Raw genomic sequence first — 20,829 nt, 5'->3', positions numbered from 1 at the left:
CCTGCCCACGGGCGGGTCGCTTGATGAAATGAGGAACGCATGAGCAAGCAGATTCTGATTCTCCCTGGCGACGGTATTGGTCCGGAAATCATGGCCGAAGCGGTCAAGGTGCTGGAACTCGCCAACAGCAAGTACAGCCTGGGCTTTGAGCTGAGCCACGACGTGATCGGCGGCGCCGCCATCGACAAGCACGGCGTGCCGCTGGCCGACGAAACCCTGGACCGCGCCCGTGCGGCCGACGCCGTATTGCTCGGCGCTGTGGGCGGCCCGAAATGGGACAAGATCGAACGTGACATCCGCCCTGAGCGCGGCCTGCTGAAGATCCGTGCGCAACTGGGCCTGTTCGGCAACCTGCGCCCGGCGATCCTCTACCCGCAACTGGCTGACGCGTCGAGCCTCAAGCCGGAAGTGGTCGCGGGCCTGGATATCCTCATCGTGCGCGAGCTGACCGGCGGTATCTACTTCGGCTCGCCACGCGGCGTGCGCGAGCTGGAAAACGGCGAGCGCCAGGCCTACGACACCCTGCCGTATAGCGAGAGCGAAATCCGCCGTATCGCCCGTGTCGGTTTCGACATGGCCCGCGTGCGTGGCAAGAAGGTCTGCTCGGTGGACAAGGCCAACGTCCTGGCCTCCAGCCAGTTGTGGCGTGAAATCGTCGAAGAAGTGGCCAAGGACTACCCGGACGTCGAATTGAGCCACATGTACGTCGATAACGCCGCCATGCAGCTGGTGCGTGCGCCGAAGCAGTTCGACGTGATCGTCACCGACAACCTGTTCGGCGACATCCTGTCCGACCAGGCGTCGATGCTCACCGGTTCCATCGGCATGCTGCCGTCGGCGTCCCTGGACACCAACAATAAGGGCATGTACGAGCCTTGCCACGGTTCGGCACCGGACATCGCGGGCCAGGGCATTGCCAACCCGTTGGCGACGATTCTGTCGGTCTCGATGATGCTGCGTTACAGCTTCAACCTGGCGGACGCGGCGGACGCGATCGAGAAGGCCGTGAGCCTGGTGCTGGACCAGGGCTTGCGCACTGGCGACATCTGGTCGCAGGGTTGCACCAAGGTCGGTACGCAAGAAATGGGCGACGCAGTAGTCGCCGCGCTGCGGAATCTGTAATCTCTCGGGCCCCCTTGCAGAAGTTTGCTGCAGGCGGCCCACTTTTTAACAAGGTGTAGTTGCGATGAAACGTGTAGGTCTGATCGGTTGGCGCGGTATGGTCGGTTCCGTGCTCATGCAGCGGATGCTGGAAGAGCAGGATTTCGATCTTATTGAGCCGGTGTTTTTCACCACTTCGAACGTTGGTGGCCAAGGGCCGTCCGTGGGCAAGGATATTGCCCCGCTCAAGGACGCCTACAACATTGAAGAGCTGAAAACCCTCGACGTGATTCTGACCTGTCAGGGTGGCGACTACACCAGCGAAGTCTTCCCCAAGCTGCGTGAAGCCGGCTGGCAGGGTTACTGGATCGACGCCGCGTCGAGCCTGCGCATGCAGGACGATGCCGTGATCATCCTCGACCCGGTGAACCGCAAGGTCATCGACCAGCAGCTGGACGCGGGCACCAAGAACTACGTCGGTGGCAACTGCACCGTCAGCCTGATGCTGATGGGGCTGGGTGGCCTGTTCGAAGCTGGCCTGGTCGAGTGGATGAGTGCCATGACCTATCAGGCGGCTTCCGGTGCCGGCGCGCAGAACATGCGTGAACTGATCAAGCAAATGGGCGCGACCCACGCCGCCGTTGCCGATCAACTGGCCGACCCGGCCAGCGCTATCCTCGACATCGACCGCCGTGTGGCCGAAGCCATGCGCAGCGAGGCCTACCCGACCGAGAACTTCGGCGTGCCATTGGCCGGCAGCCTGATCCCGTGGATCGACAAGGAACTGCCGAACGGCCAGAGCCGCGAAGAGTGGAAGGCGCAGGCCGAGACCAACAAGATCCTCGGCCGCTTCAAGAGCCCGATCCCGGTGGACGGCATCTGCGTGCGTATCGGCGCGATGCGCTGCCACAGCCAGGCGCTGACCATCAAGCTGAACAAAGACGTACCGATCAGCGATATCGAAGCCTTGATCAGCCAGCACAACCCGTGGGTCAAGCTGGTGCCGAACAACCGCGACATCAGCATGCAGGAGCTGAGCCCGACCAAGGTCACCGGCACTCTGAATGTGCCGGTGGGCCGTCTGCGCAAGCTGAACATGGGCACCCAGTACCTGGGCGCGTTCACCGTGGGCGACCAACTGCTGTGGGGCGCGGCCGAACCGCTGCGCCGCATGCTGCGGATCTTGCTGGAGCGTTGATCGCTTGAAGCAATGAAGAAACCCGCGCTCTGGTGACAGGCGCGGGTTTTTTGTTGGCCTCACCCCCAGCCACCCGGTAAAGTGCCGCTCCCCCCGCAATGCCCGAGGCAGCCCCCATGACCCAGACCTTTGAAATCGCCGTGATCGGCGCTACCGGCACCGTTGGCGAAACCCTGGTGCAGATCCTCGAAGAGTTGAACTTCCCGGTGGGCACCCTGTATTTGCTGGCGGGCAACAACTCGGCGGGTGCCTCGGTGCCGTTTCGTGGCAAAAACGTGCGGGTCAAGGAGGTCGATGAATTCGACTTCAATAAGGCGCAACTCGCGTTCTTCGCGGCGGGGCCGGCGGTGACCTTGAGTTTCGCCCCGCGTGCTACGGCGGCGGGTTGCGCGGTGATTGACTTGTCTGGCGCCTTGCCCGCCGAGCAGGCGCCGCAGGTGGTGCCGGAAGCCAATGCCCATGTGCTTGATGGCTTGAAAAAACCGTTCCAGCTCGGCAGTCCAAGCCCCTCTGCGACCAACCTGGCGGTCGTCCTCGCGCCTTTGCGCAGCCTGTTGGATATCCAGCGCGTGAGCGTTACCGCCAACCTGGCGATGTCGTCCCAGGGGCGTGAAGCCGTCAGTGAATTGGCCCGACAAACCGCTGAGTTGCTGAACATGCGCCCGCTGGAACCGAAACTGTTTGATCGGCAGGTTGCCTTCAACCTGCTGGCACAAGTCGGTACGCCAGACGCCCAAGGTCATACAGCCCTGGAGAAGCGCCTCGTACACGAACTGCGAGCAGTGCTGGAATTACCTTTGCTAAAGATTTCCGCAACCTGCGTTCAAGCCCCGGTGTTTTTTGGCGATAGCCTGACAGTGTCGCTGCAACTGGGGGCACCGGTCGATCTCGCCGCTGTGAACCGTTTGCTCGACACAGCGCCAGGAATAGAGCGGGTTGAGGAGGGTGACTACCCTACAGCCGTGGGCGACGCGGTCGGTCAGGATGTGGTCTATGTAGGACGGGTTCGCGCAGGTGTGGATGACCCGGCGGAACTAAATCTGTGGCTGACGTCAGATAACGTACGCAAAGGCGCCGCACTGAATGCCGTGCAGCTGGCGCAGTTGTTGATAAAAGGCCTTGCGTAAAAGATACTTGGCGGCAATTTGTAGATTGATTCTAGCCAGGCGCTATGCTTGGCCCCAGGCAGGAAAAGTTGCGCGTCGGTGACCTATCGGCTCGCCATGCCTTATGGCAGCGGTTACCAACCTTCTCGCAGGCCGGGGAGTGTTCAAACAAAGGATGAGGCTATGGTTCAAGTTCGCAAACTGGTGTTAGCAATAGCGGCCGCCTCGGCGCTGTCCTCCGGTATGGCGCAGGCGCTGCAGCTGGGGGAGATGACCCTCAAGTCGAAGTTGAACCAGCCATTGGCGGTGGAAATCGAATTGCTCGATGTCGGTGGCCTCACCGCTTCCGAGATCACGCCGAGCCTGGCGTCCTCCCAAGCCTTTGTGGATGCGGGCGTTGATCGCCAGGCGTTCCTCGATGACCTGACGTTTACCCCGGTTATCAACCCCAACGGCCGCAGCGTGGTGCGCGTCACCTCCAACAAGCCGTTGCCCGATTCCTACGTACGCTTCCTGTTGCAGGTGCAATGGCCCAATGGCCGGTTGATGCGCGACTACAGCGTGTTGCTCGACCCGGCCAAGTTCGACCAGCCGGCACCGACGACCGCCGCGCCTGCGCCGCGTCTGGCGGCACCGGCCAGCAGCGCGCCGGCCGCTAGCAAGCCGGCGCAGCACACCACCACCTCCCGCGACACCTTGTGGGAAATTGCCGCGAAGAACCGCAATGGCGGCTCGGTACAGCAGACCATGCTGGCGATCCAGGCGCTGAATCCCGACGCGTTTATCGACGGCAACATCAATCGTTTGAAAACCGGCCAGGTCCTGCGCCTGCCCGATCCCGTACAAAGCACCGCGCTGCCGCAACCCCAGGCGATCGCCGAAGTCAGCGCGCAGAATGCCGCCTGGCGCCAGGGCCGACGCGCTGCCACCAATCCGGCAGCGGGCAAGCAGCAACTGGATGCCACCAAGCGCACCCAGGCCGGCAATGCCCCGGCGAGCACTAACGCCAAGGACAACCTGAGCCTGGTTTCCGCCGAAGCGGCCAAGAAGGGCGCCAAGGGTAAGGCCGGCGATAGTGCGGGGTTGAGCGACAAACTGGCGATGACCCAGGAGCAACTGGACACCACCCGTCGCGACAATGAAGAGCTGAAAAGCCGAGCGGCCGACCTGCAAAGCCAGTTGGACAAGCTGCAAAAACTGATTCAACTGAAAAACGATCAGCTCGCGCGTCTGCAGGCTGAGAAGGGCGCCCCGGCAACGCCGGCCACAGCGGCAATGCCTGCGCAGTTGGCGGGTGAGCCGGCGGCTGCTCCGGCCGCTCCCGATGCCGCCGTTGCAACACCTGCGCCCGCCACGCCTGAGCCGGCCAAGGCCGATTCCGCGCCTGCCAGCGCCGAGGGTAAATTCAACGACCTGCTGACCAATCCGATCGTGCTTGGCGTGATCGGTGGTGCCGCCGGCCTGCTGGTGCTGCTGCTCCTGCTGTTGTGGGCGCGCCATCGCAATGCCCGTCGAGAAGAAGAAAAACACCTGCGCATGGCGCGTGCCCTGGCTGAAGAGCCGGTGTTCACCTCGAACATCGATCAGGACCTGCCGCCAGACAGTTTCGAAGGTCTGGAAGTGCCGCCGCCAAGCGTCAAGCTGGCCGCTGCACCAGCGCCAGCCCCGGCGGTTGAACCGGCAGTCGCCGTGCCGACCGTCGCCTCGGTACTGGCGCCGCTGGCTGTTGCCGTTGCGCCGGTGAACGCCAGCGATGCACTGGCCCAAGCCCAGTCGCTTGTCGACCGTGGCCACCTGAACCAGGCCGCCGACGTACTGGAACAGGCGATCAAACAGGAGCCCAAGCGCAGCGATCTGCGTTTGAAGCTGATGGAAGTCTACGGTCTGCAAAACGACAAGGACGGTTTCGTGACCCAGGAGCGCCAACTGGTGGCCAATGGTGAAAACCATGCCCAGGTCGAGCAGCTCAAGAGTCGCTTCCCGGCCATGGCCGTGCTGGCGGCGGGCGTCAGTGCTGCGGTGGCCGCGGCTGCCTTGGACGCTCAGTACGTCAAGGATCTGCTGGAAGACAAGCCGGCCCCGGCCCAGGCTCCTGCGGAACCCGAAGCCTTCGACACCGATTTTGACCTGAGCCTGGATGAACTGGAAGAAGCCTCCCCAGCCGTGGTGAAGGACGATCAGCAGACCTTCGAATCGCTGCTGCAACAGCAGACCGAAGCCCAAGCTACGCCGGATGACCTGTCGGACTTCGACTTGGACCTGCAGCTGGATGCTCCGGCGTCGGCGCAATCGGATGACGACTTCCTCTCCGGCTTGGAAGAGCAGATGAAGGATGTGCCGGCCGTCGAGCCGCCCACCCTGACCCCGGCGGCCCTGGATGACTTCGACCTGCCGGAAGATTTTGACCTGTCCCTGGCCGATGAGCCGGAAGCTGACGCCAAGCCTGATGCGTTTGCGTCCGAGTTGGACGATGTCAACGCCGAGCTGGATCGTTTGTCCCAGAGCCTGGAACATCCGTCCATCGAGCCTTCCTTCACCGCAGAAGATGCGGCGAAGGGCGACGATGAGCCGGAGTTCGACTTCCTCTCTGGCACAGACGAGGTGGCCACCAAGCTCGACCTGGCCCAGGCCTACATCGACATGGGCGATGCGGACGGTGCACGGGACATCCTTAGCGAAGTGCTGACCGAAGGCGACGAAACTCAGCGCGGCGAGGCCAAGGAAATGCTCGGCCGGTTGGCCTGACCGCCAAGCGTCAATGCAGCGGCGACCTTCGGGTCGCCGTTTTGCTTTTGTGGGTACCCGCACAAATCGGCATAATGGCCGCCTTTGCGCAATTCATCAGGCTCTCAGTTCTTGGCAAATATAGATAACGCGGCCGCCGAAATGGCGGCCGCAGGCTTTTACCGCATCGCCCTGGGCGTGGAATACAAAGGCTCTCGCTATCGCGGCTGGCAGCGTCAGGCGTCCGGCGTACTGACGGTGCAGGAAACCCTGGAGAAAGCACTGTCGAAAGTCGCCGATTCGCCGGTGTCGCTGATGTGCGCCGGGCGTACCGATGCGGGCGTGCATGCCTGTGGTCAGGTGGTGCACTTCGACACCCAGGCTGAACGGTCCATGAAGGCCTGGGTGATGGGCGCTAATATCAATTTGCCCCATGACGTCAGCGTCAGTTGGGCCAAGGTCATGCCGGCGCATTTTCATGCGCGCTTCAAGGCCATCGCCCGGCGTTATCGCTATGTGATCTACAACGACCAGATCCGTCCGGCGCACCTCAACGAAGAAATCACCTGGAACCATCGCCCGCTCGACGCCGAGCGCATGGCCGAGGCCGCGCAGCATCTGGTGGGTGTGCACGATTTCAGCGCCTTCCGTGCTGGCCAGTGCCAAGCCAAGTCGCCGATCAAGGAAGTCCATCATCTGCGGGTGACCCGTCACGGCAAGATGATCGTGCTGGATATTCGCGCCGGTGCGTTCCTGCACCATATGGTTCGAAACATTGCCGGAGTGCTGATGACCATCGGCACCGGCGAGCGTCCGGTGGAGTGGGCCAAGGAAGTGCTGGAAAGCCGTGTCCGCCGTACGGGCGGGGTCACGGCGCATCCGTTCGGTCTGTACCTGGTGGATGTGGAGTACCGCGACGAGTTCCAATTGCCGGAACGGTTCATCGGGCCACACTTCCTCACAGGTTTCAGCGAACTTGGCGGCTGACGCCCGGAAAAGCTTTTGTTACCATCCGGGACTTTCTCGGTCCAATCCCTGGGGTTTCCACGACATGTCAGCCGTTCGCAGCAAGATTTGCGGGATTACCCGCATAGAAGACGCGCTGGCGGCAGTCGAGGCGGGGGCGGACGCCATTGGTTTCGTGTTCTATGCCAAGAGCCCGCGGGCGGTGAACGTGTTGCAGGCGCGGGCAATCATCGCCGCCTTGCCGCCGTTCGTGACCACCGTGGGGTTGTTCGTCAACGCCAGTCGCTGCGAACTCAACGAGACCCTGGATGCCGTACAGCTGGACATGCTGCAGTTCCACGGCGACGAAACGCCGGACGAATGTGAAAGCTACCAGCGTCCGTATATCAAGGCGTTACGCGTGAAGGCCGGGGATGACATCGCGGCAGCGTGTGCGGCCTATGGTGGCGCTCGCGGGATCCTGCTCGACACCTATGTCGAAGGCGTGCCTGGCGGTACCGGTGAGGCGTTTGATTGGTCGTTGATTCCTGCTGGCTTGAGCCAGCCGATTATCCTGGCCGGCGGGCTCAACCCCGGCAATGTCGGGGCGGCGATAGAGCAGGTGCGCCCCTATGCCGTGGATGTCAGCGGCGGCGTGGAGCAGGGCAAGGGCATCAAGGATCACGACAAGATTCGCGCATTTATGCAAGCTGTGCGCGGGATGTGACGGCTGACAGTCTGCCGCCGTCCATAACTACCACTGTGTAAAACAGCCCGGCGCCGCCTGAGGGTGGGCTGGAAACGAAGTGGCAACCCTGCACTGGCAGGTTGTCTGGAAGGCTGAGGAAGCATGCGGGAAAAGGCCGGTCGAACGTCTGACCCCGTCCAGCATGTGTCATCGCCACATATGAATTTAGCTCAAGGGCATACGCGGGGCTGTGTTCAAGCCACCGGTACTGGAGAAAGAAAGCATGAGCAACTGGTTAGTAGACAAACTGATCCCTTCGATCATGCGTTCCGAGGTGAAAAAAAGCTCGGTTCCTGAAGGTCTGTGGCACAAGTGCCCATCCTGCGACGCGGTGTTGTACCGTCCGGAGCTGGAAAAGACCTTGGACGTTTGCCCCAAGTGCAACCACCACATGCGTATCGGCGCCCGCGCCCGCATCGACATTTTCCTGGACGCCGAAGGCCGCAACGAGCTGGGTGCCGACCTGGAGCCAGTGGACCGCCTCAAGTTCCGCGACAGCAAGAAGTACAAGGACCGTCTGGTCGGCGCGCAGAAGCAGACCGGCGAGAAGGACGCGCTGATTTCCGTCAGCGGCAAGCTGCTGGGCATGCCTGTCGTGGTGTCGGCGTTCGAGTTCTCCTTCATGGGCGGCTCCATGGGTGCCATCGTCGGTGAGCGCTTTGTCCGCGCCGCCAACTATGCCCTGGAAAACCGTTGCCCGATGATCTGCTTCGCCGCCTCCGGTGGTGCGCGCATGCAGGAAGCCCTGATCTCCCTGATGCAAATGGCCAAGACCTCTGCAGTGCTGGCGCGTCTGCGTGAAGAAGGCATCCCGTTCATCTCCGTGCTGACCGACCCGGTCTACGGCGGCGTTTCCGCCAGCCTGGCGATGCTGGGTGACGTGATCGTCGGCGAGCCAAAGGCGCTGATCGGCTTTGCCGGCCCGCGTGTGATCGAGCAGACCGTACGTGAAAAACTGCCTGAGGGCTTCCAGCGCAGCGAATTCCTGCTGGAGCACGGTGCGATTGACCTGATCATCCCGCGCGGTGAGTTGCGTCCACGCCTGGGTAACCTGCTGGCACAAATGATGGGCCTGCCGACCCCTGTGTACGTCGCGCCTAAAGTTGAACCAATCGTCGTGCCGCCGGTGCCTGCAAACCTATGACCCAACGTACCCTGGGCGAATGGCTCGCCTACCTTGAGCAGTTGCATCCGTCCGCCATCGACATGGGCCTGGAGCGCTCGCAACAGGTAGCGGCCCGCCTCGGGTTGGGCCGGCCGGCACCGCGTGTGATCACGGTGACCGGCACCAACGGCAAAGGCTCTACCTGTGCCTTTGTCGCGGCGCTGCTACAGGCCCAAGGACTGAAAGTCGGCGTCTACAATTCCCCGCACCTGCTGCGTTACAACGAGCGGGTGCAGCTCAATGGTGTCGAAGCCACCGATGAGCAACTCTGCGAAGCCTTCGCCGCGCTCGATGCCGGTCGGGGCGAGATTTCCCTGACCTACTTCGAAATGGGCACCCTGGCGGCGTTCTGGCTGTTCGAGCGTGCGCAACTCGATGTGGTGGTGCTGGAAGTCGGCCTGGGCGGGCGCCTTGACACGGTCAACGTGGTGGATGCCGACCTGGCGTTGGTCACCAGTATTGGTGTGGACCACGCCGACTACCTGGGCAATACCCGCGAAGCCGTGGCCTACGAAAAAGCCGGGATCTTCCGCCAGGGCAAGCCTGCGCTGTGCGGTGACCTGGATCCGCCGCATACCTTGCTCGACAAGGTGCGCGAGCTGGATTGCCCGTTTTTCCTGCGCGGTCGCGACTTCAATCTGGAAATCGGTGCGCAGCACTGGCAATGGCGTGGGCACGATGCTCGCGGTCAGGCCGTAGAGCTGTGCGACCTGCCGCTGCTGAACCTGCCAATGGAAAACGCCGCGCTCGCACTGCAGGCCTATCTGCTCCTGGATCTGCCGTGGAATGCTGAGCAGATTGCCGCCACCTTGCTGGCGACACGTGTAGTCGGGCGATTGGATCGTCGTGAGTTCCAATGGCAAGGCAAGCGCCTGAACCTGTTGCTGGACGTGGGGCATAACCCCCATGCGGCCGAGTACCTGGCACAACGCCTGTCGCGCACGCCGCCGCTCGGTCGTCGCCTTGCAGTCTTTGGCTTGCTGGCCGATAAGGACCTGGACGGTGTGGTTGCGCCCTTGCTGGGCAATGTCCAAGCGTGGGCCGTAGCGCCCCTGGATACCTCGCGCAGCCGTCCGGCCGCCGAGCTGCAAGTGGCCTTGCAGAACCTTGGTGCGCCGGTGGCGTCGTATGCAAGCGTGACCGCTGCCCTTGAAGCGCAGTGCGCCGTTGCCACCCCCGATGATGAGATTCTGTTGTTCGGGTCATTTTATTGTGTTGCCGAGGCGCTCGAGTGGTTGGCCCGGCGCTCCACGGAGGAAGCTGCACATGGCATTACTGGATAGCGCATACAAGCAGCGAATGGTCGGAGCCCTGGTGTTGGTGGCGTTGGCGGTGATTTTCCTGCCGATGCTGTTCTCGCGTCAGGACGAAGAGCGCCAAGTGGTCGTCGAAGCGCCGGCTGCGCCACAGGCGCCGGCGGTGCCGCAAGTGCAGGTTGAACCGGTGGTGGTGCCTGAGCCCCAGGCCTTGCCGGAAGAAGAGCTGGTGCCTACCGATGCGGAGGTTGCCGCCCAGCAAGCCCCGTCGATGCCAGTTCAGCCGAGCGTGCCGGTGGTCAAGCCGGCACCTGCGCCAACCGTAGCAGCCAAGCCTGCCGCGCCTGCGCCCGCACCGAAGCCGGTAGCGCCGCAACCGGCTGCACCGGGCAAGCCGGATGTGGGGCAGAGCCGTATTGATCCGAATGGCCTGCCGATCAGTTGGTCGATTCAAGTGGCCAGCCTGGGCAATCGTGAAGGCGCTGATGCTTTGCAGAAGAAGCTGCGCAGCCAGGGTTATAACGCCTATATCCGCAGCGCCGATGGCAAGAATCGTGTGTTTATCGGCCCGCTGATCGAGCGTGCCGAAGCGGATCGCCTGCGGGACTTGCTGGATCGCCAGCAGAACCTCAAGGGGTTTGTCACCCGTTTCCAGCCTGAGCGCGGCTGAGTAACTGCCGATTCCGGCTGGAAATGCGGGTCAAATGTGGGGTTGAGATCGGATTCGCTCGCCCCAAACTACTGATTTGCAAGGCACTGACAATCACAGCTTACCGACAGCCCGACGCTCTGCTAAAATGCGCCGCCTCATCTGTCCGTAGGCTGAACTGTGCCATTTACCTGGGTTGATTGGGCGATCGTCGCAATCGTCGCCATCTCCGCTTTGATCAGTCTAAGCCGCGGCTTCGTAAAAGAAGCACTGTCGTTGCTGACCTGGATCATCGCAGGAGTCGTAGCCTGGATGTTCGGCGGTTCATTGTCGGTCTACCTGGCCGGATACATCGAGACACCTTCGGCTCGCGTCATCGCGGGCTGCGCCATCATGTTCATCGCCACGCTGCTGGTGGGAGCAATGGTCAATTATCTTATCGGCGAGTTGATACGTGTCACCGGCCTCTCCGGGACCGATCGATTTCTCGGCATGGCCTTTGGCGCCGCGCGTGGCGCGTTGCTGGTGGTCGTGGCGGTCGGGCTGTTGAGCCTGGGGCCGGTACAGCAGGATTCGTGGTGGCAGGAGTCGGTACTCGTGCCAAAATTTCTATTGGTTGCAGATTGGTCCAAGAACCTCATATTGGGGTGGAGCAGTCAGTGGCTGGCCAGCGGAATCAGCGTACCCGCTGATCTTCCGTTCAAGGAACACCTCTTGCCGGCCAAAACGCCTCAGTAAGCTGTGTTCAGTCAAGATTCATTAAGTAGGGGTTGCGTCGCATGTGTGGCATCGTCGGTATCGTCGGTAAGTCGAACGTCAATCAGGCGCTGTATGACGCGCTAACCGTCCTCCAGCACCGCGGCCAGGACGCTGCCGGTATTGTGACCAGCCACGACGGCCGGTTATTCCTGCGCAAGGACAATGGCCTGGTGCGTGACGTGTTCCATCAGCGTCATATGCAGCGCCTGGTCGGGCACATGGGCATTGGCCATGTGCGTTACCCGACCGCCGGTAGCTCGACATCGGCCGAAGCTCAACCGTTTTACGTCAACTCGCCTTACGGCATCACCCTGGCGCATAACGGTAACCTGACCAACGTTGAGCAGTTGGCCAAGGAGATTTACGAATCTGACCTGCGCCACGTCAACACCAGCTCCGACTCGGAAGTGCTGCTCAACGTGTTCGCTCATGAGCTGGCCCAGCGCGGCAAGCTGCAGCCGACCGAAGAAGACGTGTTCGCCGCCGTCACTGACGTGCACAACCGTTGCGTCGGTGGTTACGCCGTGGTGGCCATGGTTACCGGTTATGGCATCGTCGGCTTCCGTGACCCGCATGGCATCCGTCCGATCGTGTTCGGCCAGCGTCACACCGACGAAGGCGTCGAGTACATGATCGCGTCCGAAAGCGTGTCCCTGGACGTGCTGGGCTTCACCCTGATCCGCGACCTTGCGCCGGGCGAAGCGGTGTACATCACCGAAGACGGCAAGCTGCACACCCGTCAGTGCGCCGTGGCGCCGAAACTCACCCCGTGCATCTTCGAACACGTCTACCTGGCGCGTCCGGATTCGATCATCGACGGTGTTTCGGTCTACAAGGCGCGTCTGCGCATGGGCGAGAAGCTGGCCGAGAAGATCCTGCGCGAGCGTCCTGAGCACGACATCGACGTGGTGATCCCGATCCCGGACACCAGCCGTACCGCTGCGCTTGAGCTGGCGAACCACTTGGGCGTCAAGTTCCGCGAAGGCTTCGTGAAGAACCGCTACATTGGCCGTACCTTCATCATGCCCGGCCAGGCGGCACGCAAGAAGTCGGTGCGTCAGAAGCTCAACGCCATCGAGCTGGAGTTTCGCGGCAAGAACGTGATGCTGGTGGATGACTCCATCGTGCGCGGGACTACCTGCAAGCAGATCATCCAGATGGCCCGCGAAGCCGGCGCGAAGAACGTGTACTTCTGTTCCGCAGCGCCTGCCGTGCGTTACCCGAACGTCTACGGCATCGACATGCCGAGCGCCCATGAGCTGATCGCTCACAACCGTTCGACCCAGGACGTGGCTGACCTGATCGGCGCTGATTGGCTGATCTACCAGGACCTGCCGGACCTGATCGAGGCGGTCGGCGGTGGCAAGATCAAGATCGACCAGTTCGACTGCGCCGTGTTTGACGGCAAGTATGTGACTGGTGATGTCGACGAGGCCTACCTGAACAAGATCGAGCAGGCGCGTAACGACTCGTCGAAGATCAAGACCCAGGCGGTCAGCGCGATCATCGACCTGTACAACAACTGAGTGACAACCGGCCCTGAGGGGCCGGTTTTGTATCTTAAATAAAGAATTGAGTAAGGAGTCGCAGCATGAGTCAGGAATGGGATGCCGGTCGGTTGGACAGCGACCTCGATGGCGTAGCTTTCGATACCCTGGCTGTGCGCGCCGGCCAGCACCGCACCCCGGAAGCAGAGCACGGTGACCCGATGTTCTTCACCTCCAGCTATGTGTTCCGCACGGCGGCCGATGCCGCAGCGCGCTTTGCTGGCGAAGTGCCGGGCAACGTGTATTCGCGCTATACCAACCCGACGGTGCGCGCGTTCGAAGAGCGTCTCGCGGCACTGGAAGGCGCTGAGCAGGCGGTGGCCACGGCCACTGGCATGGCGGCGATCCTGGCGGTGGTGATGAGCCTGTGCAGCGCTGGCGACCATGTATTGGTATCGCGCAGTGTGTTCGGTTCGACCATCAGTCTTTTCGAGAAGTACTTCAAGCGCTTCGGCATCGAAGTGGACTACGTGCCCCTGGCGGATCTTTCCGGTTGGGATGCGGCGATCAAGGCCAACACCAAGTTGCTGTTCGTCGAGTCGCCGTCCAATCCATTGGCCGAGCTGGTGGATATCGCTGCGTTGTCCGAAGTGGCGCATGCCAAGGGCGCGATGCTGGTCGTAGACAACTGCTTCTGCACCCCGGCGCTGCAACAGCCGTTGAAGCTGGGTGCGGACATTGTCGTGCACTCGGCGACCAAGTTCATCGACGGCCAAGGTCGTTGCATGGGCGGTGTGGTTGCGGGTCGTAGCGAGCAGATGAAAGAAGTCGTCGGCTTCCTGCGTACCGCTGGCCCGACCTTGAGCCCGTTCAATGCGTGGATCTTCCTCAAAGGCCTGGAAACCCTTAACTTGCGGATGAAGGCCCACTGCGCCAACGCCCAGGCTTTGGCTGAGTGGCTGGAGCAGCAGGACGGTATCGAAAAGGTGCATTACGCCGGTCTCAAGAGCCACCCGCAACACGAGTTGGCCCAGCGTCAGCAGCGTGGTTTCGGGGCGGTGGTGAGCTTTGAGGTGAAGGGTGGCAAAGAGGGCGCCTGGCGCTTTATCGATGCGACCCGTCTGATCTCCATCACTGCCAACCTGGGTGACAGCAAGACCACCATTACTCATCCGAGTACCACTTCCCATGGTCGTCTGGCACCGCAGGAACGTGAAGCGGCTGGTATCCGTGACAGCCTGATCCGCATTGCGGTCGGCCTGGAAGACGTTGCTGACTTGCAAGCTGACCTGGCACGCGGGCTGGCGGCCTTGTGATCGAGTGGTCCATGGAGGCTGCGGCAGCCAGTAACGGGCGCGTCGCGCTGGTGACGGGCGCCGCGCGGGGCATTGGCCTTGGGATTGCTGCGTGGCTGATCAGCGAAGGCTGGCAGGTGGTGTTGACCGACCTGGACCGTGAGCGTGGCTCCAAGGTGTCCAAGGTGCTGGGTGATAACGCCTGGTTTATCAGCATGGACGTGGCCGACGAAAAGCAGGTGGCCCAAGGTGTTGCCGAGGTATTGGGGCAGTTTGGGCGCCTGGACGCATTGGTCTGCAATGCGGCGGTGGCTGACCCGCGCAATATCACCCTGGAAAGCCTCGACCTGGCGTACTGGAATCGAGTGCTTGCGGTGAATCTCAGTGGGCCGATGTTGTTGGCCAAGCACTGTGCGCCTTATCTGCGCGCCCATGGCGGTGCCATCGTCAACCTGGCATCCACCCGGGCTCGACAGTCTGAGCCGGACACCGAAGCCTACGCGGCGAGCAAGGGTGGCCTGCTGGCCCTTACGCACGCCCTGGCAATGAGCTTGGGCCCGGAAGTGCGGGTCAATGCGGTCAGCCCTGGCTGGATCGATGCGCGTGATCCGGCGGCGCGTCGCGCCGAGCCGTTGAGTGATGCTGATCATGCGCAACATCCGGCGGGCAGGGTAGGCACTGTAGAAGACGTGGCGGCGATGGTCGCGTGGCTGCTGTCGCGCCAGGCGGGGTTTGTCACCGGGCAAGAGTTTGTCGTGGACGGTGGCATGAGCAAGAAGATGATTTACAGCGAGTAGGGCGGGTAGCCGTCTTGAAGCAATTTTGTCTTTTTCAGAAAAACTTCAAGCAGGCTATTGACTTAGGTCCGATACCTGCGTAAATTTCGCGGCCTCAACGAAGCAAAGGGTGATTAGCTCAGCTGGGAGAGCATCTGCCTTACAAGCAGAGGGTCGGCGGTTCGATCCCGTCATCACCCACCACTTCTTGAGAGTTTTGCCCTAGGGCAAGACGCAACGTTAAAGGTTGCACCGACGCGCAGCGGTAGTTCAGTCGGTTAGAATACCGGCCTGTCACGCCGGGGGTCGCGGGTTCGAGTCCCGTCCGCTGCGCCATATTTTCCAGGTCTGATTCGTCGGGCTTGAGATTGAACAGCCTAGACTGATCAATCAGATGTTTAAAGACGGTTGAGGGTTTTACGCTCAGCCCGTCAAGCGATACGCAGCGGTAGTTCAGTCGGTTAGAATACCGGCCTGTCACGCCGGGGGTCGCGGGTTCGAGTCCCGTCCGCTGCGCCATATCTGCCTCAAGGCCCACTGAACGCCTTGAAGCGCAAAGCAAGCCTCTGGCTACTTTGATCCGATAGCAAATACCCTGGTCGAAAGACCGGGGTTTTTTGTGTCTGCGATTTGGTGGTTCATGACGGGCGCCGGCTTGCCGGCACCCATCGCGCTGTCAGAAACCCAGCTTGTCCCGCAGCCCGTAGTACCAGGCGCCCATTGCCGCGAACGGCGTACGCAACAGTTGCCCGCCCGGGAACGGATAGTGCGGCAGGTCGGCAAACGCGTCAAAACGCTCTGCCTGGCCTCTGAGTGCCTCCGCCAGTACCTTGCCGGCCAGGTGCGTATACGTGACGCCATGGCCACTGCAGCCCTGTGAGTAGTAGATGTTGTCGCCCAGGCGTCCCACCTGCGGCAGGCGCGACAGGGTCAGCAGGAAATTACCGGTCCAGGCGTAGTCGATCTTCACGTCCTTGAGCTGTGGGAAGGCCTTGAGCATCTTCGGACGGATGATCGCCTCGATGTTCGCCGGGTCACGCGCGCCATACACCACGCCACCACCAAAGATCAGGCGTTTGTCGCTGGTGAGGCGGTAGTAGTCGAGTAGGTAGTTACAGTCTTCTACGCAGTAATCCTGCGGCAGCAGCGTCTTCGCGAGATCGTCACCCAGAGGCGCTGTGGTGATCACTTGCGTGCCGCAGGGCATCGACTTGGCTGCCAGCTCCGGCACCAGGTTGCCCAGATAGGCATTGCCCGCGACGATAACGAACTTGGCCCTGACCTTGCCTTCGGCGGTATGCACCACTGGGTTGGCGCCGCGCTCGATTCGCACGGCTGCCGATTGCTCATAGATTGTGCCGCCCAAGGATTCCACGGCCGCCGCTTCGCCGAGCGCCAGGTTGAGCGGGTGGATGTGGCCGCCGCTCATGTCCAGCAAACCGCCCACATAGTTGTCGCAGGCAACCACTTCGCGGATACGGCGCTCGTCCAGCAACTCCAGCTGCGTATGACCGTAGCGCTCCCACAGGCGCTTCTGCGACTCCAGGTGGCCCATGTGCTTGCTGTTGAGCGCGGCGAATACACCGCCGTCCTTCAGGTCGCACTGGATCTGGTACTTGGCGACGCGCTCGCGGATGATCCTGCCGCCTTCGAACGCCATCTCTCCCAGCAGTTGTGCCTGTTTGGGGCCAACGCTGCGCTCGATCACATCGATATCACGGCTGTAACTGTTGACGATCTGCCCACCGTTGCGGCCCGAGGCGCCAAACCCCACCTTGGCGGCTTCCAGCACCGTCACGCGAAAACCGTTCTCCAGCAGGAACAGCGCGCTGGAGAGGCCGGTGTAGCCGGCACCAATCACGCATACATCGGTTTCGACCTCACCTTGCAGCACCGGGCGAGGTGGAACGGCATTCGCGGACGCGGCGTAATACGACTGGGGGTAGGGGGTGTTCGCCATCCTGGAACCTCTGTTTTATATTTTTTACGAGTGCGTCGATCCTACCTGAGTTGAAAATTGCCTGCCAGCCACCCGAAATTCACGGGTGTACTCCGCGCAAATAAAAAATTCGCATATTCATAGGGTTAGCTGCAAAAAAGATGTTGACACCCCTCCGGAATTCCGTAGAATGCCGCCTCACAGCAGGCACGTAGCTCAGTTGGTTAGAGCACCACCTTGACATGGTGGGGGTCGTTGGTTCGAGTCCAATCGCGCCTACCAAACAAAATCCGCTCTGCTGGGCGGTCTAGAAGGGCTCACCGAAAGGTGGGCCCTTTTTTGTTGCCTATCGTTTGGGCAAACATTGGGAATATTTTGGGCAAACGACCACCGTCCTACGCTTTTAGGTCGGCTTTCACCTTCATGTATACCACTGCGTCCTCGCCGTGGCCCGCCTGATAATGCTCCGTCATTTTCACGTCCGCGTGACCCATCAATCCCTGAATGTATTCCTGTGCAAAACCCTGCTGCTCGTAAAGCCATGCACCAAGCGCGCGTATCTCATGAAACGTCGGGCGCTCACCGGCGGGCATATCGTTGTACGCTTGAGAGTCGTCCCGCGCCTGGGCAAATGACTTGGTGAGGTAGTCGGCCGTCACGGCGTTCCAGTGCAGCTTGGCATCGAGCTGTGTCCGCTTACGCGCCTTGGGCGAGTAGTGGATCAGGTACGGGCAAACGACCGGTGACTTCATGCAGTCCAGCACCACCTCTCGCAGGGCCTGGCCCATGACAATCTCCAAGTGCACGGGCTTACCGTAATTCTGCGTCTTCCCGGGCGACACCCTGATGGTGTTCTGCTCGAGGTCAACGGCCGACTTTGGCCACATCACGATGTCCTCCCTCCGCTGCAGGCTGAGCAGGCCGAGCCGAATCGCACGCCTCAGCCAGACCGGCGTCCCGACATAGGCCAGGATCTTGTTCAGCCCTTCAACCGTATGGCGCTGCCGCTTCTTCTCTGCCTCCTTCTTCACCAACGTCAGTTCCGCTGAATTGCGCTCGCACAGGCCCTTGGCTACCGCGAAGGCAAACACCTGGACCAGCAGCCCCCGGTGCTTCGTGTATGCGTTGTTTTCGAAACCGTCCAGGTACTCAGCCACGGTCAGCACGTCCAGCTGGCCCATCATCAGATCGCCCAGGTCCTCGCGGTACCTGGCTAACTTGAATTTGATCTCCTTCAGGGTGCTGGCGGCGTAGGTCTTGGTCGTCAGCCATTCGTTTTCGAAACGCTCCAAGCAGGTCTTGAACTTGGGAGCGACATCGCCGGTAAGCATTTCCAGCAGCGCTCCGTCGTCGGCCAACAGTGGGAGCAGCTTGGCGTTCGCCGCATTCGCCAGCTTGATCGCCTCGGCCATCGGCTTGTTGATGCTGGTCTTCTTGCCGGTGACCGGGTTCTTGTACTGCCAGTATTTCCCGTTTGGATACAGGTTTGCCGGTAAGGCCCTGTTCTTCGCCGTCCTGGCGCGTGGGGGAGCCATCAGCCCACCTCCATCATCTTGGCCAGCAGCGGGTCATTCGACCCAATCACCGCGGCCTGCAGGTCCACGAAATACATCCCGCCTTTTACCTCGCCTATCACTTCGCCTTCCTCGATCCATTTCTTCAGTTGTTGCAGGCTGGGCTTGCCGCCAGCGTAGCGCAGCTTCCGGTATTCGCCGGCCTCCATGAGGCGCGGCAGCCTGGCCGTAATTTGGGCGATGACTTTTGCCATAATGATGCTCCGCGCCGCGCTGGGCGGCATAAGGTGGGTTATTCAGTTCGGAAGACTTCGGCTCGGACGAGTCGCCAGTCCTGTTTGGTGGTCACCGGATCACGCCCAAACCATCGTTCAGCCTCTTTCGCCAGATCCTCACGAACCTCGCTCCAGCCGCCACGCAGACGCAGCGCGAACACGCGCACCTGGTCCCCGAGCGACTTACACCGCCCTATCTTCGTTTCTGCGCAAATAAACATGCGTGCATACCTCGCCCGCCGCTCACCGGCAGGCATGTAGGGGGATTGGGGTTAGGGTTTTGCTGCTGCTTTTCGCTTTCGAGAAGCGATGACCAGGGCTTTCGACGTGCTGGCCACTCCACCGGCAACATCCTCTGGCAAGATCGCCGCCATGCAGTGAGGGCAGAGTGGAGCCATCTTCGTGCTGCGCCAGGCTTCGTCCATAACCTTTGCGGCTCTGCTGCGTATCTGGAAGCTTTCGGCCTCAGCCAGTTCACGCTGGCGGCGCTTCAGCGAGTTCATGCCCCCGCTGAACACCTCGACGATGCCCACGAACGCGTCGAAGGGCTCGACCTCGGCTTCGCAGTCGCTACACCAGACGCGGCGTTCCTTCTCGTCGTAAACCAACTTCTTGTGTCGGCAGGTGCTGGCCGGGCGGCGGGTCATGCCTCGGGCAACCCTTAAGTCTTCGATCTGAACGACCTTTACGCCGTACAGATAGTCCTGCGGCTCAATGGGTACGTCACTCATGCGCGGCCCCTTCAGCAACCGTGATGCCGGATGCCCTCAGCGCAATGCGCACATCAATGACCGGTACCAGACCCATGGCGCAGTCGGCCGTGTCGTCTTTCTCGCGGTCGAGGCGCCCGTCGTTATCCCAGGCTTCGGCGGCTGGGAGTTCCATCACCAGGCTCTCGCGGGATTGCTGCCATCCCCACCAGGCTGATTGCACCAAGCTGATAACGTAGTAGCCGTCTGTGGACCTGGCGAGCGATGCAGGCTGAAAAGCATCCGCGCCCTTCTGCTGGCTGACACCGGCTGCATATGCAGCTTCAAACTCTTCGCGCATCTTGTCTGTCATGGCCTTGGCCCTCGGTAGATGAACACGTAGGCGAACCAGATGGTGGCGATCATGGCGTCACTTCCTTGATGTGGCTGTCGACCCATTTGCGCATTCTGATCCAGCGCTCTTCTGGGGTTTCCCGCCGCCAGCCTGAGCTGCCGTCGGGCTTGATGCCGTATACGCCGGGATGTTCATCGTTCTCCCAAACGATCTCCCTCACCATTGCCTCGGCCAAGCCAAACTTTTCGGCGACAATATCGGAGTCGTCCGGGTCGATTACCGACATATCCAGCTTGCGTGCGTTGCCCACCACGCCGAGCGTGCAGAACTCGCCTTCAGCCTGAAGCTCTTCGGTTACCAGGCGCTTCACGGGCATCGCGTCCATGGCTTCGGCCAGTTCTTTCAGGAAGGCCTGACCGCGCTTACCCCGTAGCGCCGAGCTCACCGCCCCTCGCCAGCAGATCATTCCCCAGTTGTTCTCACCGTCATCGCAATACCCGCTACGGCTCATGGTGTCACCTCCCGGCGCGCCCACCAGCAGACCGGGCCGTCGTCAGTGTCGTGGATAGCCAGGCAGAACCAGCCTTCGCCATCAGGCCGGTCCGGCTCCCAGTAACTGCAATCCGGGTCGCCGGCTTCGAAATAGCGCTCAGAGACCGCTTCGTCGCTGTGGTATTCGAGGCTCACCATCTGCACCTCCAACGACTGCTCGGCAACCCAGGCTTTGACCTTGTCACCGTCGCCCTCGTCGAAGGGCGGCATATCTGGGTGAGCGAACATGCCGTATTCATCGCGCACGACCGGGGCTGGCTGGATCAATTTGATTTCTTCAGGCATGACTTCGTCCT

At 61.5% G+C, this 20,829-nt stretch carries 20 protein-coding genes and 4 tRNA genes; 17 read left to right on the top strand and 7 right to left on the bottom strand.

Annotated elements, in window-relative coordinates:
* Nucleotides 1-39: 39 nt before the first annotated feature.
* The 16 genes from leuB to OZ428_RS22715 all read left to right on the top strand — a co-directional run bounded on the left by leuB (nt 40) and on the right by OZ428_RS22715 (nt 15,728).
* Nucleotides 40-1,122 (top strand): 3-isopropylmalate dehydrogenase, encoded by a 1,083-nt coding sequence (leuB, locus tag OZ428_RS22790; protein WP_033901802.1) that lies wholly within the window; start codon nt 40-42, stop codon nt 1,120-1,122.
* Between the two features lie 64 nt (nt 1,123-1,186).
* A complete protein-coding gene (gene asd, locus OZ428_RS22785; protein WP_033901801.1) occupies nt 1,187-2,299 on the top strand; it encodes an aspartate-semialdehyde dehydrogenase in 1,113 nt (370 codons plus the stop codon).
* A gap of 116 nt (nt 2,300-2,415) precedes the next feature.
* Nucleotides 2,416-3,426: an aspartate-semialdehyde dehydrogenase gene (locus OZ428_RS22780; RefSeq protein WP_033901800.1), complete on the top strand. Its 1,011-nt coding sequence runs from the start codon at nt 2,416-2,418 to the stop codon at nt 3,424-3,426.
* 162 nt (nt 3,427-3,588) lie between these two features.
* The gene (locus OZ428_RS22775) at nt 3,589-6,150 is read left to right on the top strand and encodes a FimV/HubP family polar landmark protein (RefSeq protein WP_269131388.1); all 2,562 of its coding nucleotides are present in this window, start codon (nt 3,589-3,591) and stop codon (nt 6,148-6,150) included.
* A gap of 141 nt (nt 6,151-6,291) precedes the next feature.
* On the top strand, nt 6,292-7,116 hold the full coding sequence (truA, locus tag OZ428_RS22770) for a tRNA pseudouridine(38-40) synthase TruA (protein WP_177076726.1): 825 nt from the start codon (nt 6,292-6,294) through the stop codon (nt 7,114-7,116).
* A 64-nt stretch (nt 7,117-7,180) separates the two neighbouring features.
* The gene (locus OZ428_RS22765; RefSeq protein WP_033901797.1) at nt 7,181-7,801 is read left to right on the top strand and encodes a phosphoribosylanthranilate isomerase; all 621 of its coding nucleotides are present in this window, start codon (nt 7,181-7,183) and stop codon (nt 7,799-7,801) included.
* 244 nt (nt 7,802-8,045) lie between these two features.
* Entirely contained in the window at nt 8,046-8,966 is a 921-nt protein-coding gene (gene accD, locus OZ428_RS22760) for an acetyl-CoA carboxylase, carboxyltransferase subunit beta (RefSeq protein ID WP_016976632.1), read from the top strand.
* Nucleotides 8,963-10,270 carry a bifunctional tetrahydrofolate synthase/dihydrofolate synthase gene (gene folC, locus OZ428_RS22755; RefSeq protein ID WP_269131387.1) on the top strand — a complete coding sequence of 436 codons (1,308 nt, stop codon included), beginning with the start codon at nt 8,963-8,965 and terminating at the stop codon, nt 10,268-10,270. Before accD ends, folC begins: the two co-directional genes overlap by 4 nt.
* Nucleotides 10,254-10,913, top strand: a complete 660-nt coding sequence (locus tag OZ428_RS22750) for an SPOR domain-containing protein (protein WP_269131386.1) — start codon at nt 10,254-10,256, stop codon at nt 10,911-10,913. The genes folC and OZ428_RS22750 overlap by 17 nt, the downstream gene beginning before the upstream one ends.
* A 159-nt stretch (nt 10,914-11,072) precedes the next feature.
* Nucleotides 11,073-11,630: a CvpA family protein gene (locus OZ428_RS22745; RefSeq protein ID WP_003192538.1), complete on the top strand. Its 558-nt coding sequence runs from the start codon at nt 11,073-11,075 to the stop codon at nt 11,628-11,630.
* Between the two features lie 41 nt (nt 11,631-11,671).
* Nucleotides 11,672-13,177, top strand: a complete 1,506-nt coding sequence (purF, locus tag OZ428_RS22740) for an amidophosphoribosyltransferase (protein WP_015884965.1) — start codon at nt 11,672-11,674, stop codon at nt 13,175-13,177.
* A gap of 65 nt (nt 13,178-13,242) precedes the next feature.
* Nucleotides 13,243-14,454, top strand: coding sequence for an O-succinylhomoserine sulfhydrylase (locus tag OZ428_RS22735; RefSeq protein ID WP_033901792.1), 1,212 nt, complete (start codon nt 13,243-13,245; stop codon nt 14,452-14,454).
* Nucleotides 14,455-14,465: 11 nt separating this feature from the next.
* Nucleotides 14,466-15,230: an SDR family oxidoreductase gene (locus OZ428_RS22730; protein ID WP_033901791.1), complete on the top strand. Its 765-nt coding sequence runs from the start codon at nt 14,466-14,468 to the stop codon at nt 15,228-15,230.
* Between the two features lie 107 nt (nt 15,231-15,337).
* Nucleotides 15,338-15,413 (top strand) — tRNA-Val (locus tag OZ428_RS22725).
* A 55-nt stretch (nt 15,414-15,468) separates the two neighbouring features.
* Nucleotides 15,469-15,545: transfer RNA gene (locus tag OZ428_RS22720), tRNA-Asp, on the top strand.
* A 106-nt stretch (nt 15,546-15,651) separates the two neighbouring features.
* Nucleotides 15,652-15,728, top strand: a tRNA-Asp gene (locus tag OZ428_RS22715).
* Nucleotides 15,729-15,885: 157 nt separating this feature from the next.
* On the opposite strand, the gene OZ428_RS22710 is transcribed toward OZ428_RS22715, so the two are convergent.
* Nucleotides 15,886-17,169, bottom strand: coding sequence for an NAD(P)/FAD-dependent oxidoreductase (locus OZ428_RS22710; protein WP_033901790.1), 1,284 nt, complete (start codon nt 17,167-17,169; stop codon nt 15,886-15,888).
* Nucleotides 17,170-17,353: 184 nt separating this feature from the next.
* Between OZ428_RS22710 and OZ428_RS22705 the strand changes: the two genes are divergently transcribed.
* Nucleotides 17,354-17,430 (top strand) — tRNA-Val (locus OZ428_RS22705).
* A gap of 113 nt (nt 17,431-17,543) precedes the next feature.
* Here the strand turns inward: OZ428_RS22705 and OZ428_RS22700 are convergent.
* From OZ428_RS22700 to OZ428_RS22675, 6 genes are all read right to left on the bottom strand, one after another.
* On the bottom strand, nt 17,544-18,683 hold the full coding sequence (locus tag OZ428_RS22700; RefSeq protein ID WP_269131385.1) for a tyrosine-type recombinase/integrase: 1,140 nt from the start codon (nt 18,681-18,683) through the stop codon (nt 17,544-17,546).
* The gene (locus OZ428_RS22695) at nt 18,683-18,916 is read right to left on the bottom strand and encodes a hypothetical protein (protein ID WP_033901788.1); all 234 of its coding nucleotides are present in this window, start codon (nt 18,914-18,916) and stop codon (nt 18,683-18,685) included. The genes OZ428_RS22700 and OZ428_RS22695 overlap by 1 nt, the downstream gene beginning before the upstream one ends.
* Before the next feature lie 293 nt (nt 18,917-19,209).
* Entirely contained in the window at nt 19,210-19,668 is a 459-nt protein-coding gene (locus tag OZ428_RS22690; RefSeq protein ID WP_269131384.1) for a hypothetical protein, read from the bottom strand.
* Nucleotides 19,661-19,999, bottom strand: coding sequence for a hypothetical protein (locus tag OZ428_RS22685; RefSeq protein WP_269131383.1), 339 nt, complete (start codon nt 19,997-19,999; stop codon nt 19,661-19,663). The genes OZ428_RS22690 and OZ428_RS22685 overlap by 8 nt, the downstream gene beginning before the upstream one ends.
* Nucleotides 20,000-20,048: 49 nt before the next feature.
* Nucleotides 20,049-20,492 (bottom strand): hypothetical protein, encoded by a 444-nt coding sequence (locus tag OZ428_RS22680; RefSeq protein WP_269131382.1) that lies wholly within the window; start codon nt 20,490-20,492, stop codon nt 20,049-20,051.
* The gene (locus tag OZ428_RS22675; protein ID WP_220074338.1) at nt 20,489-20,818 is read right to left on the bottom strand and encodes a hypothetical protein; all 330 of its coding nucleotides are present in this window, start codon (nt 20,816-20,818) and stop codon (nt 20,489-20,491) included. The genes OZ428_RS22680 and OZ428_RS22675 overlap by 4 nt, the downstream gene beginning before the upstream one ends.
* Between the last annotated feature and the right edge of the window lie 11 nt (nt 20,819-20,829).

Origin of the sequence: Pseudomonas sp. GXZC (assembly GCF_026967615.1) — a bacterium.
GTDB classification, from domain to species: Bacteria; Pseudomonadota; Gammaproteobacteria; order Pseudomonadales; family Pseudomonadaceae; genus Aquipseudomonas; species Aquipseudomonas azotoformans_A.
This window is presented reverse-complemented; position numbering and strand designations above follow the sequence as displayed.

Excerpts from the sequence above, each read along its gene's own strand:
- OZ428_RS22680 (WP_269131382.1), bottom strand. The coding sequence starts at position 20,492 with ATGAGCCGTAGCGGGTATTGCGATGACGGTGAGAACAACTGGGGAATG.
- OZ428_RS22735 (WP_033901792.1), top strand. The coding sequence starts at position 13,243 with ATGAGTCAGGAATGGGATGCCGGTCGGTTGGACAGCGACCTCGATGGC.
- OZ428_RS22675 (WP_220074338.1), bottom strand. The coding sequence starts at position 20,818 with ATGCCTGAAGAAATCAAATTGATCCAGCCAGCCCCGGTCGTGCGCGAT.
- OZ428_RS22780 (WP_033901800.1), top strand. The coding sequence starts at position 2,416 with ATGACCCAGACCTTTGAAATCGCCGTGATCGGCGCTACCGGCACCGTT.
- OZ428_RS22695 (WP_033901788.1), bottom strand. The coding sequence starts at position 18,916 with ATGGCAAAAGTCATCGCCCAAATTACGGCCAGGCTGCCGCGCCTCATG.
- OZ428_RS22690 (WP_269131384.1), bottom strand. The coding sequence starts at position 19,668 with ATGAGTGACGTACCCATTGAGCCGCAGGACTATCTGTACGGCGTAAAG.
- OZ428_RS22685 (WP_269131383.1), bottom strand. The coding sequence starts at position 19,999 with ATGACAGACAAGATGCGCGAAGAGTTTGAAGCTGCATATGCAGCCGGT.
- OZ428_RS22775 (WP_269131388.1), top strand. The coding sequence starts at position 3,589 with ATGGTTCAAGTTCGCAAACTGGTGTTAGCAATAGCGGCCGCCTCGGCG.
- OZ428_RS22765 (WP_033901797.1), top strand. The coding sequence starts at position 7,181 with ATGTCAGCCGTTCGCAGCAAGATTTGCGGGATTACCCGCATAGAAGAC.
- asd (WP_033901801.1), top strand. The coding sequence starts at position 1,187 with ATGAAACGTGTAGGTCTGATCGGTTGGCGCGGTATGGTCGGTTCCGTG.
- OZ428_RS22710 (WP_033901790.1), bottom strand. The coding sequence starts at position 17,169 with ATGGCGAACACCCCCTACCCCCAGTCGTATTACGCCGCGTCCGCGAAT.
- leuB (WP_033901802.1), top strand. The coding sequence starts at position 40 with ATGAGCAAGCAGATTCTGATTCTCCCTGGCGACGGTATTGGTCCGGAA.
- OZ428_RS22730 (WP_033901791.1), top strand. The coding sequence starts at position 14,466 with ATGGAGGCTGCGGCAGCCAGTAACGGGCGCGTCGCGCTGGTGACGGGC.
- folC (WP_269131387.1), top strand. The coding sequence starts at position 8,963 with ATGACCCAACGTACCCTGGGCGAATGGCTCGCCTACCTTGAGCAGTTG.
- purF (WP_015884965.1), top strand. The coding sequence starts at position 11,672 with ATGTGTGGCATCGTCGGTATCGTCGGTAAGTCGAACGTCAATCAGGCG.
- OZ428_RS22700 (WP_269131385.1), bottom strand. The coding sequence starts at position 18,683 with ATGGCTCCCCCACGCGCCAGGACGGCGAAGAACAGGGCCTTACCGGCA.
- accD (WP_016976632.1), top strand. The coding sequence starts at position 8,046 with ATGAGCAACTGGTTAGTAGACAAACTGATCCCTTCGATCATGCGTTCC.
- OZ428_RS22750 (WP_269131386.1), top strand. The coding sequence starts at position 10,254 with ATGGCATTACTGGATAGCGCATACAAGCAGCGAATGGTCGGAGCCCTG.
- truA (WP_177076726.1), top strand. The coding sequence starts at position 6,292 with ATGGCGGCCGCAGGCTTTTACCGCATCGCCCTGGGCGTGGAATACAAA.